General features: G+C 64.0%; 16 protein-coding genes. 8 read left to right on the top strand and 8 right to left on the bottom strand.

Annotated elements, in window-relative coordinates:
• From H928_RS33945 to H928_RS0125460, 4 genes are all read left to right on the top strand, one after another.
• A partial coding sequence (locus H928_RS33945) for a dihydrodipicolinate synthase family protein (RefSeq protein WP_043342051.1) occupies window positions 1–352 on the top strand: 352 nt, incomplete at its 5' end.
• 13 nt (window positions 353–365) lie between these two features.
• Window positions 366–1,502 (top strand): alpha-hydroxy acid oxidase, encoded by a 1,137-nt coding sequence (locus H928_RS0125470; RefSeq protein ID WP_021029040.1) that lies wholly within the window; start codon window positions 366–368, stop codon window positions 1,500–1,502.
• A gap of 29 nt (window positions 1,503–1,531) precedes the next feature.
• Complete coding sequence (locus H928_RS0125465) at window positions 1,532–2,356, top strand: IclR family transcriptional regulator (protein ID WP_027011415.1); 825 nt, start codon at window positions 1,532–1,534, stop codon at window positions 2,354–2,356.
• 156 nt (window positions 2,357–2,512) lie between these two features.
• On the top strand, window positions 2,513–3,286 hold the full coding sequence (locus tag H928_RS0125460; protein ID WP_021029038.1) for a ferredoxin--NADP reductase: 774 nt from the start codon (window positions 2,513–2,515) through the stop codon (window positions 3,284–3,286).
• Between the two features lie 64 nt (window positions 3,287–3,350).
• Here the strand turns inward: H928_RS0125460 and H928_RS0125455 are convergent, their stop codons facing one another.
• Window positions 3,351–3,878, bottom strand: coding sequence for a flavin reductase family protein (locus H928_RS0125455; protein ID WP_021029037.1), 528 nt, complete (start codon window positions 3,876–3,878; stop codon window positions 3,351–3,353).
• Between the two features lie 155 nt (window positions 3,879–4,033).
• Between H928_RS0125455 and H928_RS0125450 the strand changes: the two genes are divergently transcribed.
• Both H928_RS0125450 and H928_RS0125445 read left to right on the top strand, forming a co-directional pair.
• Window positions 4,034–4,843: an alpha/beta fold hydrolase gene (locus H928_RS0125450; protein ID WP_021029036.1), complete on the top strand. Its 810-nt coding sequence runs from the start codon at window positions 4,034–4,036 to the stop codon at window positions 4,841–4,843.
• Window positions 4,844–5,081: 238 nt separating this feature from the next.
• Window positions 5,082–6,182, top strand: a complete 1,101-nt coding sequence (locus H928_RS0125445) for a branched-chain amino acid aminotransferase (protein ID WP_021029035.1) — start codon at window positions 5,082–5,084, stop codon at window positions 6,180–6,182.
• A gap of 70 nt (window positions 6,183–6,252) precedes the next feature.
• On the opposite strand, the gene H928_RS0125440 is transcribed toward H928_RS0125445, so the two are convergent.
• Entirely contained in the window at window positions 6,253–7,620 is a 1,368-nt protein-coding gene (locus H928_RS0125440; protein WP_148293333.1) for a D-amino acid dehydrogenase, read from the bottom strand.
• A gap of 54 nt (window positions 7,621–7,674) precedes the next feature.
• Here H928_RS0125440 and H928_RS0125435 point away from each other — a divergent pair, with 54 nt between their 5' ends.
• A complete protein-coding gene (locus H928_RS0125435; protein ID WP_021029033.1) occupies window positions 7,675–8,619 on the top strand; it encodes a LysR family transcriptional regulator ArgP in 945 nt (314 codons plus the stop codon).
• Window positions 8,620–8,792: 173 nt separating this feature from the next.
• On the opposite strand, the gene H928_RS0125430 is transcribed toward H928_RS0125435, so the two are convergent.
• From H928_RS0125430 to H928_RS0125420, 3 genes are all read right to left on the bottom strand, one after another.
• Window positions 8,793–9,215: a universal stress protein gene (locus H928_RS0125430; protein WP_021029032.1), complete on the bottom strand. Its 423-nt coding sequence runs from the start codon at window positions 9,213–9,215 to the stop codon at window positions 8,793–8,795.
• Between the two features lie 457 nt (window positions 9,216–9,672).
• Window positions 9,673–10,518, bottom strand: coding sequence for a metallophosphoesterase (locus tag H928_RS0125425; RefSeq protein ID WP_027011414.1), 846 nt, complete (start codon window positions 10,516–10,518; stop codon window positions 9,673–9,675).
• Between the two features lie 42 nt (window positions 10,519–10,560).
• Window positions 10,561–11,538: a LysR family transcriptional regulator gene (locus H928_RS0125420; RefSeq protein ID WP_021029030.1), complete on the bottom strand. Its 978-nt coding sequence runs from the start codon at window positions 11,536–11,538 to the stop codon at window positions 10,561–10,563.
• 173 nt (window positions 11,539–11,711) lie between these two features.
• On the opposite strand from H928_RS0125420, the gene H928_RS0125415 reads away from it, so the two are divergent.
• Window positions 11,712–12,122, top strand: coding sequence for a hypothetical protein (locus H928_RS0125415; protein WP_239645084.1), 411 nt, complete (start codon window positions 11,712–11,714; stop codon window positions 12,120–12,122).
• Between the two features lie 384 nt (window positions 12,123–12,506).
• Here the strand turns inward: H928_RS0125415 and H928_RS0125410 are convergent, their stop codons facing one another.
• The 3 genes from H928_RS0125410 to H928_RS0125400 form a co-directional block, all read right to left on the bottom strand.
• A complete protein-coding gene (locus H928_RS0125410) occupies window positions 12,507–14,375 on the bottom strand; it encodes a phosphoenolpyruvate carboxykinase (GTP) (RefSeq protein ID WP_021029028.1) in 1,869 nt (622 codons plus the stop codon).
• A gap of 439 nt (window positions 14,376–14,814) precedes the next feature.
• On the bottom strand, window positions 14,815–14,961 hold the full coding sequence (locus H928_RS32785) for a hypothetical protein (RefSeq protein WP_021029027.1): 147 nt from the start codon (window positions 14,959–14,961) through the stop codon (window positions 14,815–14,817).
• A 116-nt stretch (window positions 14,962–15,077) separates the two neighbouring features.
• Complete coding sequence (locus tag H928_RS0125400) at window positions 15,078–15,689, bottom strand: LysE family translocator (RefSeq protein WP_021029026.1); 612 nt, start codon at window positions 15,687–15,689, stop codon at window positions 15,078–15,080.
• Window positions 15,690–15,884 lie beyond the last annotated feature (195 nt).

The following is a 15,884-nucleotide window of genomic DNA, read 5'->3' as shown; positions in this document are numbered from 1 at the left end:
CTTTGCGGTGCTGAGCGGCGAGGACACCATCTTCCCCGCGCAGATGCTCTGCGGCGCCCAGGGCGGCATCATCGTGACGGCCAATCTGCTGCCCAAGACCTGGACCCGCATGTACGAACTGCTGACCAGCGGCAAGACCGAAGAAGCACTGGCCCTGCACCAGGAGCTGATTGGCCTCTTGGACCTGGCCTTTGCCGAGACCAACCCCGGCCCGATGAAGTCGGTCTGGGACCTGGTGGGCGTGCAGGCCCCGCACCTGCTGGCCCCGCTGGTCGACTGCAACCCCGAGCTGTCCGCCCGCCTGCGCCAGGCGCTGGCGACCCGCCTGCAGGCCGAGCGCCAGCTGGCCTGAGCGAGCATCCGCCATGCTGCCCGCCATCAAAGACTACCGCGCGCTGGCCCGCCGGCGCCTGTCCCGCTTTGCCTTTGACTACCTCGAAGGCGGCGCCGAAGACGGCCGCAGCATGGCCCGCAACCTCGCCTCCTGGGGCGATGTCACCTTCTTGCCGCGCACGATGGTCGATGTCAGCCAGGTGGATACCAGCATCACCTTGTTTGGCCGCAAGCAGGCGATGCCCGCTTTTGTGGGCCCGACCGGGCTCAACGGCCTGTACTGGCCGCAGGCCGAGCAGGTGCTGGCCCGCGCAGCGCATGCCGCCGGCCTGCCCTTTGTGATGTCGACCGCCTCCACGTCGCTGTTGGAAGATGTGCGCGCCGCCAGCCCGGGCGATCTGTGGCTGCAGCTCTATGTGCAAAAGGACCGGCGCATTGCGCAGAGCATGATGGCGCGCGCGCAGGCGGCGGGCTTCAGCGCGCTGATGCTGACGGTGGACACCATGGTGCATGGCAAGCGCGACCACGATGTGCGCAACGGCTTTCGCATGCCCGTGCCCTGGACGCCCCGGCTGCTGGCCGACCTGCTCAGCCACCCGCGCTGGTGCCTGCGCATGCTGCGCCAGGGCGGCTCACCGCAGCTGGTCAACCTGGCGCGCAGCGCCGGGGTAGAGAGCAATATCCAGAAGCAGGCCGCCGCGATGAGCCGTGAGATGGACATGGCCCTGCGCTGGGAAGACCTGGCCTGGGTGCGCCGCCACTGGCAGGGCCCGGTCATCGTCAAGGGCCTGCTGAGCGCGGGCGATGCCCAGCGTGCGCTGCAGGCCGGCGCCGATGGCATCGTGGTCAGCAACCACGGCGGGCGCCAGCTGGAGTGCGCACCCGCACCGATGGCGCAATTGCCGCAGATTGCCGACGCCGTTCATGGCAAGATGCATATCTTTGTCGATGGCGGGGTGCGCCGAGGCAGTGACATCGCCAAAGCCCGGGCGTTGGGGGCCGATGCCGTTCTGCTGGGGCGCGCGCCCCTCTACGGACTGGCCTCGCGCGGGCCCCAGGGCGTGGCCGAGGTTCTGGAGATACTGCGCGCCGAGCTGGAGACCACCCTCCGATTGCTGGGCGCCCCACAGGCCACCAGCCTGGACGCGACCTTTCTGCAAAAATACTAGACAGTGACCCGAGACAGCCGCTTTTTACGATGCCTAAAACCACACACAGCATTGCCGAGCCCGTAGCAAGCGTTGAACCCACCGCCCGTGAATCCTCATTGTTTGTCGGCTCGCTGGCCAAGGCCTTCCAGGTGCTGGAGGCCTTTCGCGACACCCACCGCGAGATGTCGCTCGCCGAGATTGCCCGCGCCGCCCAGCTCGACCGCAGTGCCACCCAGCGCATCATCTTCACCCTGGAGAAGCTGCGCTATATCCGGCGCCTGCCCGGCTCCAACCTCTACACGCTCGCGCCCGAGGTGCTGCGCCTGTCCTACAACTACCTGCGCTCGCAACGCATCGTCGAGCGCGCCTACCCTTATCTGATCGAGATGACCCACACCTTGGGCGAGACCTCGAACCTGCAGGAGATGGATGGCAACGAGGTGGTCTTTATCGCCAAGGTGCCGGGCCGCTACATCTACAACTCGGACTTTGCCGTGGGCTCGCGCCTGCCTGCGGCCTATACCGCCTCGGGCCGCGCCATGATGGCCAAGCTGCCGATGGACGAGCGCCTGCGCTTGATCGAATCGACCCCACTGGTCAAGATCACCGCGCAAACCATGACCGACCCCGAGGAGCTGCTGCGCTGCATCGAAGACGCCGAGCGCGACGGCTATGCGATTGTGCAGAACCAGACCGTGGTGGGCGATATCTCGGTGGCCGCCGCCATCACCGGCCGGGGCGGTGTGCCCATTGGCGCCATCACCATCTCGGCCCCCTCCACCCGCTGGGGCACGGCCAAGGCCGAGGCCGAGCTGCTGCCCCATGTGCTGCTGGCGGCGACCTCGATCTCCAACATCCTGGATAACTTCTAGACCACTGGTCTTATTGCGATAGGTCGAAAATAGGCCCTAAACGCTGAAAAACCCCGCTCACAACGCGCCGATATGTCCATATGACGTTTAAGTTGTATGAATAGTGAACAATAGCGTTTATAGATATACACAAGACCAACTGACTACTGCACTGCTATGAGCGCCTTTCTCGAAGAACGTGTCCTGTCTGTTCACCACTGGACCGATCGTTTGTTCTCCTTCACGACCACCCGTGATCCCGCGCTGCGTTTTTCCAGCGGCCACTTCACGATGATTGGCCTGAAGGTCGATGGCAAGAACCTGCTGCGCGCCTATTCCATCGCCAGCCCCAACTACGAGGAGCACCTGGAGTTCCTGTCGATCAAGGTCGATGACGGCCCGCTGACCAGCAAGCTCCAGCACATCCAGGTGGGTGACACCATCATCGTCGGTAAAAAGCCCACGGGCACCTTGCTGGTCGATTACCTGCTGCCGGGCAAGAACCTGTACCTGATCGGCACCGGCACGGGCCTGGCGCCCTGGCTGTCGGTAGCGCGCGACCCCGAGACCTATGACCACTTCGAAAAGGTCGTTGTGGTGCACGGCGTGCGCCAAGTCCAGGAACTAGCCTACCAGCAGCTGCTCGAAGAAGAGCTGCCCAACCACGAATTCCTCGGCGAAATCGTCAAGGACAAGCTGGTCTACTACCCGACGGTGACGCGCGAGCCTTTCCGCAACCAGGGCCGTATCTCCAACCAGATCACTGCCGGCACCTTCCCGCAGAACATCGGCCTGCCCGAACTGAACCCGGACTCCGACCGCGTGATGCTCTGCGGCAGCCCCGCAATGCTCGCCGAGCTGAAGGAACTGCTCGAAGCCAAGGGCTTCAAGGAAGGCAATACCTCGACACCCGGCGACTTTGTCGTCGAGCGCGCCTTCGTCGAGAAGTAAGCAGCGCCCCGCTCGCCCAGCAAAAAACGACCCTCGGGTCGTTTTTTGTTGCCTGCAGCGCAGATTAGATCAGCTGCTCGGTGTAGAAATTGCCACCGTGGTAGAGCAGCGGTGGCACACCCACCACATGCTGGCAGTGCGCCACCTCGCCAACCAGGATCACATGGTCGCCCGCATCATGGTGCGGGCCGTTGCGGCACTCAAAGCTGGCAATGGCGCCGGCGAGCAGCGGCACGCCGGTCACGCCCACTTCATACTCCACGCCCGCCCAGCGGTCGATGCCCTTGCGGCTGAACTGCAAGGCCAGCTCCTTCTGGTGCGCGCCCATCACATTGATCGCATAGTGGCTGACGGTCTCGAACACCGGCATCGAGCTGGCAGTCTTCATCAGGCTCCACAGCACCAGTGGCGGCGTGAGCGATGCGGAATTGAAGGAGCTGATGGTCAAGCCGACCTTGTTGCCATCGGGCGCCAGCGCCGTCACCACCGCCACCCCGGTGGCGAACTGGCCCAGCGCATTGCGAAACTCACGTTCGGAAAACGAGGCAGAAACAGGCGATTGCAGGTGTTCAGGGGGGAGGGAGCGGTTCACGGGGCAGGCAGACGGCAGGGGCAGACGCCATGCCGTCAAAAGCATGGATAGCGGTCATTATCGGCCAGGGGGCGAGGCCCCTGCGCGCGTAGGTGCTTGAAAACAAGGCAGGCGGGCCGCATCTGCGGGGGAAACACACGGCGAGAAGCAAACCTATGTCCTTGATTCCCAACTTCGCGATGCTCGGCAGTGGCCCGACGGTGCTGATGCTCCACGATGCCGACACCGACCACCTGGGCTTTGCCCCGCAGGTGGAGCTGCTCGCCAGCCAGGGCTACCGCGCGATCGCCTGGGACATGCCCGGCTACCATGCCAACCCGCCGCCCTATGGCGGCTACAGCCTGAAGGCGCTGGCCGCCACGGCGGACGGCCTGCTCGAAGCGCTGAAGATTGGCCGCGCCCATATCGTTGGCCATGGCATGGGCGCGATGGTGGCCGCCGAGCTGGCCCTGCGCCACCCCACCCGCGTGCGCAGTCTGAGCCTGGTGGCCGGCGGCCCGGCGCTGGAGGCGGACAGTCAGCAGCACTGGGTGCAGACGCGCCAGCAACTGCTGGCCCAGTGCCAGCAGCAGGCCAGCACCGAGGCGGTGCAGATGCAGCGCTTTGCCGAACTGCTGGTGCAGCTGCAATCGGGCCAGCAGGCCTTGCCCGAAGGGCTGCAGCTGGCGCGCCACGCAATCACCCAGATCCAGCCGCTGGCCTATGGCCGCATGCTGGAGATGCTGGCCGGCCCCAGCACCCTGGCCGAGCGCCTGCCCCACCTCAGCCAGCGCTGCCTGCTGGTGAGCGGCGGCCAGGATGTCTGCATGCCGCCCCAGCGTATGCAGGCGCTGGCAGACCAACTGCCCGACGCTCGGCATGCCTGCCTGGAGGGCGTTGGCCACTGGCCCCAGCTGGAGAGCCCCGATGCCTTTGAAGGCCTGCTGCTCGACTTTTTGGCGACCCAGCGCGCCACGGTGCACTAGGAAAAACCCGTAAACCGGCGGCCTGCGGCGGCGGTTTGCCTCTGCAGGTGGTTGACTTGCCATCCTGGCAATGCAGGCCGCTTGGCGCCACCGGGGCAAAAAACTGGCATGCTATGGGGTTTGGCGTGCAGCCCGTCACTTTCCTGGAGCCTCTCCAGGCTGGCGGACGGCCACCATGATCGGCAGCGGCTCCCCACAGGACGCTGCTGTCCCTGTTGCCAACTGAAGGATTAGTCCCGTGTCCCCCTCCTCCCTGACCTTTGCCGTCACCCCATCGAGCCAGCCACGCAGCGCCCAAGAGCGCGCCAAGATTCTGGACAACCCGGGTTTTGGTCTGCACTTCACCGACCACATGGTCTCGGTGCACTGGGACAAAGAGGGCGGCTGGCGCGATGCGGCCGTGACCCCGTACGGCCCGATTGCGCTGGACCCCGCCGCTGCCGTGCTGCACTACGGCCAGGAAATCTTTGAAGGCATCAAGGCCTACCGCCATGCCGATGGCTCGGTCTGGACCTTCCGCCCCCAGGCCAATGCCGAGCGCCTGCAACGCTCCGCCCGCCGCCTGGCGCTGCCGGAGCTGCCGGTCGATATCTTTGTCGAATCGCTCAAGCAGATCATCGCCGTGGACAAGGACTGGGTGCCCAGCGGCAACGAAGCGAGCCTCTACCTGCGCCCCTTCATGATCGGTGACGAAGTCTTCCTGGGCGTGCGCAGCGCCCACAAGGCCACCTACTACGTGATCGCCTGCCCCGCCGGCCCCTACTTTGCCAAGGGCGTGGCGCCCGTGGCGATCTGGCTGTCCACCGACTATGCCCGCGCGGCCAAGGGTGGCACGGGTGCCGCCAAGTGCGGCGGCAACTATGCCGCTTCGCTGCTGCCCCAGCAGCAAGCCCAGGACAACGGCTGCTCGCAAGTGCTGTTCCTCGATCCTGCCGAAGGCAAGTACCTCGAAGAGCTGGGCGGCATGAATGTGTTCCTGGTCTACGGCAAGCAAAACAAGCTGGTCACCCCCGCGCTGTCGGGCAGCATTCTGGAAGGCATCACGCGCGACTCGCTGCTGCAGCTGGCACGCGACCGTGGCATGGTGGTCGAAGAGCGCAAGATCGCTGTTGACGAGTGGAAGCAAGGCGTGGCCTCCGGTGACATCACCGAAGTGTTTGCCTGCGGCACCGCTGCCGTCATCACCCCCATCGGCCAGCTCAAGGGCGAAGGCTTCTCGGTGGGCGACCTGTCGGCCCCGGCTGGCGAAGTCACGATGGCCCTGCGCAAGGAACTGACCGATATCCAGTACGGCCGCGCCCCGGACCGCCACGGCTGGCTGGTGCGCCTGGACGCCTGATCCGTCCGCAATAAACGCTAAAAGGGCCGCACACTGTGCGGCCCTTTTTCATGGCGTTGTCCGTTGCCGTTCAGGCGGCGACTGCGGCCCGGCGCTTGGCTTCGCTTTCATAGCCGTAGAAGCCAAACTGCATCTCTGGCATGCGGCCACTCACCAGCTCGGCCATGGCCTTGCCGCTGCCGGCGCCATGGGTCCAGCCCAGCGTGCCGTGGCCGGCATTGATCCAGAGCTTGCTGATCTTGGTGCGGCCAATGAACGGGATATTGGTCGGCGTAGCAGGGCGCAGGCCGGTCCAGAACTGCGGGTTGCCGCCCTGCTCGGGCAGGCGGGTGTCGCAGACGCCGGGCATCAGCTCCTCGATGCGGCGCGCCAGCATATGGCAGCGGGCCTTGGCCAGCGGGCTGTCCAGCGAGCTGTCAAAACCGTTGAGCTCGATGGTACCGGCCACGCGCAGCTCATTGCCCAGGCGGCTCATCGCCAGCTTGTTGCCATCATCAATGCAGCTGACAAAGGGCGCAGCTTCGGGCTTCAAGATCGGCAGAGTGGCGCTGTAGCCCTTGCCCGGGTAGATGGCGACATTCAGGCCCACGGTGCGCAGCAGCGGCGCGGTGTAGCTGCCGCAGGCGACGATGACGGCATCGCCCTGCAAGGTGTGTGGGCTGCTGTCGGCGCCCGCTGCGGTGGCGCGCACGGTGACGGAATCGATCGCGCCGCCGGCCACATTCAGCCGCTCGACCCGGTGGTTGTAGAGAAACTGCACGCCGCCCTGGGCGCAGAGCTGGGCGAGCTTTTGCGTGAACACGCGCGCATCGCCGCTCTCGTCGCTCTCGGTAAAGGTGCCACCCTTGATCTGCGCGGCATAGGGCTTGAAGGCGGGCTCGATCTTCAAAAACTCTTCGGTGCTGACCATGCGGCGGTTCACCCCGTACTGGCGCATCAGATCGACGGCCATCTGCGCATCCTGCACCGCTTCGTCGCTGGTGAAGAAGTGGGCGATGCCGCGCTCGAGCCGGTTGAACTGGATGCCGGTCTGCGCCACCACGGCCTTCAAGGCGTTGTGGCTGTAGGCACCCAGCGCGACGATCTGCTGCACATTGCGGGCAAAGGAGCGGTCATTGCACTCGGCCAGAAACTGGGTGAGCCAGCGCCATTGCTGCGGATCGGCATGGGGGCGCAGCAGCAGCGGTGCCTCCTTGTCGAACATCCACTTGAGCGCCTTGAGCGGGGCATGCTTGTTGGCCCAGGGCTCGCAGTAGCTCACCGAGATCTGCGCGGCATTGGCATAGCTGGTCTCCAGCGCCGCGTCCGGTTGGCGATCCACGACGGTGACGTCATGGCCGAGTTGCAGCAAATGCCAGGCAGTGCTGGTGCCGATGATGCCGGCGCCGAGGATGATGACTTTCATGGCTCTCAGTGTCTGGCATCTTGGCTGTAACATAAAGTGCAATTAAACTTCTTCAAGATTCATCAGTTCTGCTAATACTGGAGCCCCATGAGCAACCTGGACCCGATCGCGCTGGAATGCCTGGCCGCCGTGATTGAAGAAGGCGGTTTCGAGAAGGCCGCGCTGCGCCTGAATGTGACGCAATCGGCCGTCTCGCAGCGGCTGCGCGCGCTGGAGGCGCAGATCGGCTCGGTGCTGGTGGTGCGCAGCCGCCCGCTGCGGCCCACCGCTGCCGGCCAGCTGCTGCTCAAGCACACCCAGCAGCTGCGGCTGCTGCGCACCGACCTGGAGCAGGAGCTGCACAGCCTGCTGCCCCACGCCATGGGCCGCAGCGCGCATGACGAGGCCATCTCGATTGCCATCAATGCCGACAGCATTGCCACCTGGGCGCTCGATGCGCTGCAGGACATTGCGCTGCAGCAGCTGCCGCTGGAGATCATCACCGACGACCAGGACCACACCTTGGAGCTGCTGCGCACCGGCGAGGTGCTCGGCTGCGTCACCACCATGCCGCAGGCGCTGCGCGGCTGCCGCGTGACCGCGCTGGGCGCCATGCACTACATCGCCGTGGCAGCGCCCAGTTTTGCCCAGCAGCATGTGCCGCAGGGCATCAACCGCAGCAACTTCAAGCACCTGCCGTTTCTCAGCTACAACCGCAAGGACGACATGCAGCGCGTGTTTGTCGCCCGCGCGATGGGCCTCAAGACCGTCGGCCTGCACCAGCTCTATGTGCCTAACTCCGAAGCCCAGGTGCGCGCCGTGGCTGCTGGCTGGGGCGTGGGCGTGGTGCCCGAGCTGCTGGCCCGCCCTTATCTCGCCGATGGCCGCCTGGTCAATGTGGCCGAGGCCCAGGTGCTGCGCGTTGACCTGTACTGGCACTGCTGGAACCTGCAGTCGGCCTTGCTGGGCGCCCTGAGCGACGCGATGGTGCACAGCGCCAAGAGCAGCCTGGCGCCGCCCACGGCCGCCGCGCGCGCCACCGTCAAGGCATAAAAAAAACTGCCTGCACCCCAGGGGGATGCAAGCAGTTTCCGGATGTCCACAGGCATTCATCGCACCGGTGGTTCCATCCCTCCCTCATCAGTGAAATCCATTGCTTGTGCAGTATCCACGCCAAGTATTGCTATATGGTGAATAGCAAATGACAGACGCATGATCTGATCCATTTACCGAATCAGCAATACCGGCAGCTTGCTCTCGGCCAGCACCTGGGTCGCCACCGAGCCCAGCACCAGCTTGGCCAGCGCACCATGGCCCCGGGTGCCCATGATCAGCAGGTCATAGCCACCCTTATCGGCCGTCTCGGCAATGGTCTGCGAGATCGGGCCGACAGCAGTCTCGGCCACGGCCTTGACCTGGTGGGCGGCCAGAAACTCCTGCACCGGCACCAGCACCTTCTGCGCCTCTTCGCTGTGGTAGTCATCCACCAGCGCCTTGCCCAAGGCCTTGGCGGCCCGGGGCGGCAGCAAGGGCTGCACCGTGAGCACCGTGTAATGGTGGTTGGGCGTCAGCCACTCTGCGTGCGCTGCCAGGTAATCGAGCATCTTCTGGGTGTAGGGGCTGCCATCAACGGCCAACAAAATACGCATGCCTTGACTCCTTCAAAAAGGGGTGAGGGACCCAACACCGGTGGCGCCACCAACGCTGGACTGTGGCCTGGCAAACCCGCGCTCCATCAGCGAGAACGCGCTTTTCAGGCTAAATCATGTGTATCAGCTTATAGATTTACCGTCAAACGGGCATTGATGTGCATCAGGCGCGGCGATAAATTTAGGTAAAAACCCTTGGATTTGATCGAAGATGCTAAGCACGCCTCAGAGAAGAACTGTCGACGTAAACGTTTTGCTGCTGAAATGCGCCTCAATAACTGTTTTAGGGACACGGTATGCAAAATGGAGATGAATACGCGGGATATAAGCGGCCGTTCAAGACATGGCGGCGCCGCAGAGGCTAGTCAGCGCCAAGCACACAACCGCAACCTTACCCATGTTGTGGAGCCGCGCGAGAAGTGGTGGCGCGCTAAGCAGTCCCTGAGAGCCTGTCGCTTTACACCCGCACCAAGCAATGCGGATTGAAGCTTTCCTGCTCGCCCTTGCGCGCATAGCCCAGCGGGTTGGCCACCACCCGGCATTGCCAGGGGTGGCCATCGCTGTGCTGGCCTTTGGCCACATAGTCGCTGGGCGCATGCAGATGGCCGTGGATCCAGAGGTCGGCATAGGGCAGCAGGTCATCGAGCACATTGCAAAAGCCGGCGGTGCCCGGGGTCAGCCCATAGCGCGGGTCGGCGCTGCGCAGGCTGGGCGCAAAGTGGGTGATGACGACGGTCTTGCCGTCAAAGGGCTCGGCCAGAGCGGCGCGCAGCCATTCCTGGCAGCGCAGCGCTTCGTCGCGCATCTCGGCGGCCAAGAAGGGCTGGCCATTGCGCTGCATCTGGGCCTTGGTCAGGTAAAAGTTCGCGGCCTTGAAAGCCTTCTCGCGCTGCTTCATCAGCGCACCCAGCTCGGTCACGCCGTTGTGCAGCGCAATGGCGTCGTAGTCGGACCAGAGCGTGGTGCCAATAAAGCGCACGCCGTCGATGACCAGGGTGTCGCAGTCGAGCATGGTGATGCCCAGCTTTTCGCAACTGGCACGCAGGCGCAGCCGGGCGGTATCGAAATCCTGGTTGTCGAACTCATGGTTGCCGGGCACCAGGATCACCGGTTCGGGCCAATGGCCGCCGGCCTGTTGCGGGCTGAACTGGGTGAGGCCAAAATCGGCATCGTCCAGCATCGAGCCATTCTGGTAGGAGCCAATGTCGCCGGCCAGCACCAGCAGCTGGGCACCGGGCGCAGGCTGGGCACGGAAATGGGGGTGGGTCTCCAGATGCAGGTCGGACAGAATTTGCAGGTGCATGGTCGCCAAGCCTACCATGGGCTTTGGCGCCTTGCAGCCCCGCTACATCGGTAATTCCAGGTCAGGAAAAGCCGCCCGGGCCGAGCGCTCCAGCGCGTGCAGCATCCATTCCAGCGCCGAGGGCGGAATATGCCCGCTGCGGCTGCGCCAGAGCGCATCCACATGCACGGCCTCCACGCGCAGCGGCAGCGGCTGGAAGGCCAGCAGATCGGCGATGCCGGTGGCAGGCACAAAGTGGCGCGGCAGGACGGTCAGCAGATCGGTGCGCGCCACCACGCGGGCGGCGGTGAAGTACTGGTTCACCGTCAGCACCACCCGGCGTTTGCGGCCGATCGATGCCAGCGCCTCGTCCAGAAAGCCAAAGGGCTGGCCGGAAAAGCTCACCAGCATATGGCGCGCATCGCAGTAGCGCTCCAAAGTCAGCAAGCCCTCACTCAAAGGGTGATCCTTGCGCATCACGCAGAGGTATTCGCCGTCATAGAGGCGCCGGCTCTCGAAATCCACCAGGTCCCCCGACTGGGCGCGGGCCGTCATCTCCGCGAGCACAAAGGGGAAATAGCCCACGGCCAGGTCGGCGGTCTCGGCTTCCAACTCCTCGCGCGGATCCCGGGTAGTGAGTGGTTGCACATGCACAGAGACGCCTGGTGCCTCGGTCTCCAGAATATGCATCAGGCTGGGCAGCAAGGTGGCGGCGGTCGCATCGGCCATCGCCACGACAAAGGCCTGGGTCGCATGGGCGGGGTCAAAGCGCTCCGGTGCAAAGCTGGCCTGCAGGCGCGCCAGCGATTCGCGCACCACCGGCCACAGCGCATTGGCCAGCGGCGTGGGCTCCACACCCTGGCCGCTGCGCACCAACAGCTCGTCATGCAGCGCCTCGCGCAGGCGCCGCATCGCATTGCTGACTGCCGGCTGGGTGATGGCCAGCTTGTCGGCCGCCCGGGTCAGGCTGCGCTCATTCATCACCTCGTCGAATACACGCAAGAGGTTCAGGTCCAGGTGCCGAAATTGGTGGGGCAGCATTTTCAATCCTTTGCAACGCTGGGCGAACCGCAATACATCACTGGCATGAATGATACAGATTCAAAAGATAAATTTGAGAACGTCTAGGGTAAACCCTATACTTCGTTCATCGCTTCAAAGAAGCATTAATACCAAAGACATCCATCATGACCAACAGTTTTGTACACACTGACATGGCTACCGAACACACGGGCGTTCTGCGTGTGGAACGTGCTGCTGAACATCTCAAGACCACCTTCGGCACCAAGGGCGTTGGCGCATCGCTGATGCTGGCCGCGCTGGTCGCTGCCGTGCTGGTGGTTGCTACCCGCCTGGTGGACTCCGTCGCTGGCGGTAGCCACTGGATCGCTGGCTGGGCCCTGCTGTGGGCTGTCGCCTTTGTCGCCATCGCCCTGCTGGCCGCCCCTGCCCGCAACCTGAGCAGCAGCCTGCGCGCCGCCCGCCGCAGCTGGGACGAAGGCCACCGCCGCGCCCTGGAAGACGACAAGACCTGGCAAGTGGCCCTGCAAGACAGCCGCGTGATGGCTGACCTGAACCGCGCCATGAGCGACGCAGCGGTTTCGTTCTACCACAAGAACTACTGATCAACGCCGGGGTTCCTCCAGAGCCCCAGCGCCGGCAGCCACGATCTGCCTTTTCAAGAGCCACGGCATGCCGTGGCTTTTTTGTTGCTGGTGGCTGCATCTCATCCAAAGTGGATCAGCGGTTTGGGATTGCGGAACACCTCCGCCTGCGCAAGCCGCAGGTGCTAGGAAAACGCTTGGCAAGCACTTTCCTGCCCCGCAACATGCTGGCTGTATGCAACAAACCACAGTTCCATCGATGCGCTGACGCTGAGTCCAAGCGCGCTCACAACAAACCAAGCACCCAAAACAAAACCCCGCATGCCTAAAACATGCGGGGTTTTGCTGTGTTGCGCTATCCCAGCCACTGGCAGCGGGGCTACCAGCGAGCTCGCCAGCTACCGATCAAGCAGCGACCAGGCGCTTTTCCAGATCGGCCTTGATGTCCAGCAGCGCCTGGGGCAGGCGCTGGGCCAGGTGGTCGAAATGGGCCTGGTGCGATGCCAGCTCTTCGGTCCAGACGGCGGTGTCGATGTTGGTGACGGTCTTGAACTGCTCGGCATTGAAGTCCAGGCCGGTCCAGTTGATCTCGGCGTACTGCGGCGCGACACCAAAGGCGGTCTGCGTGCCCTGCACCTGGCCTTCGAGGCGGTCGAGCATCCACTTGAGCACGCGCATGTTCTCACCGTAGCCAGGCCAGACGAACTTGCCAGCGGCATCCTTGCGGAACCAGTTGGTGGTGTAGATCTTGGGCAGCTGCGCGCCAGCGGCTTCGAGCTTGTCGCCCAGGTTCAGCCAGTGGGCGAAGTAGTCGCTCATGTTGTAGCCCATGAAAGGCAGCATTGCGAACGGATCGCGGCGCACCACGCCTTGCGCGCCAAAGGCGGCAGCGGTGGTTTCCGAGCCCATGGTCGCAGCCATGTAGACGCCTTCCTTCCAGTTGCGCGCCTCGGTCACCAGCGGCACGGTGGTCGAGCGGCGGCCACCAAAGATGAAGGCATCGATCTTCACGCCCTTGGGGTCGTCCCAGGCTTCGTCGAGCGCCGGGTTGTTCGTGGCAGCGACGGTGAAGCGGGCATTGGGGTGGGCGGCCTTGGCGCCGGTTTCCTTGGCGATCTGGGGCGTCCAGTCCTTGCCTTGCCAGTCGATCAGGTGCTCGGGCAGCTGGCCGCTGTCCTTTTCCATGCCTTCCCACCACACATCGCCGTCATCGGTCAGCGCGACGTTGGTGAAGATCACGTTCTTGTCCAAGCTGGCCATGCAGTTGGGGTTGGTGTGGTAGTTGGTGCCAGGGGCCACGCCAAAGTAGCCGGCTTCGGGGTTGATCGCACGCAGCGAGCCGTCAGCCTGGGGCTTGATCCAGGCGATGTCGTCACCGATGGTGGTGACCTTCCAGCCTTCAAAGCCGGTGGGTGGCACCAGCATCGAGAAATTGGTCTTGCCGCAGGCGCTGGGGAAAGCGGCGGCCACATGGTACTTCTTGCCCTGGGGGTTTTGCACGCCCAGAATCAGCATGTGCTCGGCCAGCCAGCCCTGGTCGCGGCCCATGGTCGAGGCGATGCGCAGCGCAAAGCACTTCTTGCCCAGCAGCGCATTGCCGCCGTAGCCCGAACCGTAGGACCAGATTTCGCGCGTCTCGGGGTAGTGCACGATGTACTTGGTCTTGTTGCAAGGCCAGCTGGTGGTGTCCTTTTCGCCGGCCTGCAGCGGCGCGCCGATGGTGTGCACGCAGGGCACAAATGCACCATCGCTGCCGATCACGTCGTACACGGCACGGCCCATGCGGGTCATGATCTTCATGTTGACCGCGACATAGGCGCTGTCGGACAGCTCGATGCCCACGTGGGCAATGGGCGAGCCCAGCGGGCCCATCGAGAACGGCACCACATACATGGTGCGGCCCTTCATACAACCGTCAAACAGCGGCTGTAGAGTCGAGCGCATCTCGGCAGGTTCCATCCAGTTGTTGGTCGGGCCGGCATCTTCCTTCTTGGCAGAGCAGATGTAGGTGCGGTCTTCCACGCGGGCCACGTCGGACGGATCGGACCAGGCCAGAAAGCTGCCGGGGCGCTTGGCGGGGTTGAGCTTCTTGAAGGTACCGGCATCGACCAGTTGCTGGCAGAGGCGGTCGTATTCTTCCTGGCTGCCATCGCACCAGTAAACGGCGTCAGGCTTGCACAGTGCGGCCATATCGGCCACCCAGGCGATGAGCTTGGGGTTCTTGACGTAGTCGGGGGCCTGAATGGCGACACCGGCCTGGATGTTTGCGTTCATGGGAAGGCTTTCAAAGTTGTAAACGGTTCATCAAAAACCGCTGCGACAAGCTCCTTGGCCGACAGCAACCCATTTTTGAAAAACCGTCTCCACAGCGTCGGACAAGGCGCAATACCTGTGCGCAACAATGCCTACGCTGGACTGGCGATTTTAGCAGTCAGCCCCCAAAACGGTGATTTTCAGTCGCCACATCTATGCATTTGATGCATGACAAAATGCATAACTGTATTGATACCGGTTTCTTGGGCAACAGCCCTGTCGCGCAGGTGGCGCTGGGCCCGGCGCCACCCAGGCACCAACCAGGCACCAACCAGGCGTCAACCAGACGTCACCCAGGCGCCTGGCCAGCACGGGGCCGTGCCAGCCATCGTCAGCGAACGCCAGGCAACAAAAAAACCCGCCAGCGGCGGGTTCAGCAACGGGGTTTGGCGCGCAGCGCTCAGGCCATGTGTACGGCGATAAAGGCCAGCAGGAACATCATCAATGCGCCCACCAGCGGCAGCACCACCGGCATCAGCGGAACAATGGCTTCCACGGTATCCATCGGGGCGTGTTCGGTGTCGGCGTCGGTGTGCGGGCTGGACATGGGCTCTCTCCAATGCAAAGGCTGAGGACCATTGTAGCGAGCGGGCGCCGGGCCTGCATGCCGGGCGAACCCTGAGCCTGCCACGGTGCCAGGCTCCTGGGTCGGCTCGCCCGCTGTCAGCCCTCCAGCACCGGGTAGAGCGACAGCACCAGCAGCGCCGCCATGCACCAGTTGAAGCGCTGCAGCGCCCGGGGTGTGCGCAGCGCGCGGCCCACGGCGCTGCCAAACAAGGTCCAGACGCTGACGCTGGGGTAGTTCACCAGGCCCAGCACCAGCGCGGCGAGCAGCAGGTTGGCGGCATAGCCATCGCGCGGGGTGTAGGTGGCCACAATGCCGATGGCCATGATCCAGGCCTTGGGATTGACCCACTGGAAGGCAGCGGCCTGCCAAAAGCCAAAGGGCTGCGCAGCCGCCTGCCCGGCACCCGCCTGGCCGGAGCGGGCAATCTTCCAGGCCAGCCACAGCAGGTAGGCGGCGCCCAGGTACTTGAGCCAGGTGTAGAGGCGCGGCTCGCACTCAAAGGCCACGCCCAGGCCCAGGCCCACCAGCAGCAGCATGGCCACCACCCCCAGGCTGATGCCCAGCATATGCGGCACCGTACGGCGGTAGCCAAAGCTCGCGCCCGAGGCCGTCAGCATCACATTGTTGGGGCCTGGCGTGACCGAGCTGACAAAGGCGAACAGGGCCAGGGGCAACACAAAGGCGGAGGTTTCGGGCAGAACGGACATGGCAAGGTGCGGAAAAAAGGAGAAAAGAAAAGCTGCTGCCATGCTAAGGCCGTTATACAGTACAGTACCGGTACACTTTATCTGGCCAGTTCAAGAATTGGCCTGCTCTTATGACCCAGACACTTTCGCCGACTGCTGATATCGCCGATGTCGCCGATACCGCTGCCCCCAGCCCCAGCGCCCCTCCGCTGGCCG

The organism is Comamonas sp. B-9 (assembly GCF_000410635.1).
Lineage (GTDB): Bacteria > Pseudomonadota > Gammaproteobacteria > Burkholderiales > Burkholderiaceae_C > Comamonas.
Note: the sequence above shows the minus strand (reverse complement) of the source record. Positions and strands in the feature narration are given on the sequence as shown.

What these genes read in the sequence shown, in the direction of transcription:
- H928_RS0125470 (WP_021029040.1), top strand. Translation starts at nt 366, where the DNA reads ATGCTGCCCGCCATCAAAGACTACCGCGCGCTGGCCCGCCGGCGCCTG.
- H928_RS0125465 (WP_027011415.1), top strand. Translation starts at nt 1,532, where the DNA reads ATGCCTAAAACCACACACAGCATTGCCGAGCCCGTAGCAAGCGTTGAA.
- H928_RS0125460 (WP_021029038.1), top strand. Translation starts at nt 2,513, where the DNA reads ATGAGCGCCTTTCTCGAAGAACGTGTCCTGTCTGTTCACCACTGGACC.
- H928_RS0125450 (WP_021029036.1), top strand. Translation starts at nt 4,034, where the DNA reads ATGTCCTTGATTCCCAACTTCGCGATGCTCGGCAGTGGCCCGACGGTG.
- H928_RS0125440 (WP_148293333.1), bottom strand. Translation starts at nt 7,620, where the DNA reads ATGTTACAGCCAAGATGCCAGACACTGAGAGCCATGAAAGTCATCATC.
- H928_RS0125435 (WP_021029033.1), top strand. Translation starts at nt 7,675, where the DNA reads ATGAGCAACCTGGACCCGATCGCGCTGGAATGCCTGGCCGCCGTGATT.
- H928_RS0125430 (WP_021029032.1), bottom strand. Translation starts at nt 9,215, where the DNA reads ATGCGTATTTTGTTGGCCGTTGATGGCAGCCCCTACACCCAGAAGATG.
- H928_RS0125425 (WP_027011414.1), bottom strand. Translation starts at nt 10,518, where the DNA reads ATGCACCTGCAAATTCTGTCCGACCTGCATCTGGAGACCCACCCCCAT.
- H928_RS0125420 (WP_021029030.1), bottom strand. Translation starts at nt 11,538, where the DNA reads ATGCTGCCCCACCAATTTCGGCACCTGGACCTGAACCTCTTGCGTGTA.
- H928_RS0125415 (WP_239645084.1), top strand. Translation starts at nt 11,712, where the DNA reads ATGGCTACCGAACACACGGGCGTTCTGCGTGTGGAACGTGCTGCTGAA.
- H928_RS0125410 (WP_021029028.1), bottom strand. Translation starts at nt 14,375, where the DNA reads ATGAACGCAAACATCCAGGCCGGTGTCGCCATTCAGGCCCCCGACTAC.
- H928_RS32785 (WP_021029027.1), bottom strand. Translation starts at nt 14,961, where the DNA reads ATGTCCAGCCCGCACACCGACGCCGACACCGAACACGCCCCGATGGAT.
- H928_RS0125400 (WP_021029026.1), bottom strand. Translation starts at nt 15,689, where the DNA reads ATGTCCGTTCTGCCCGAAACCTCCGCCTTTGTGTTGCCCCTGGCCCTG.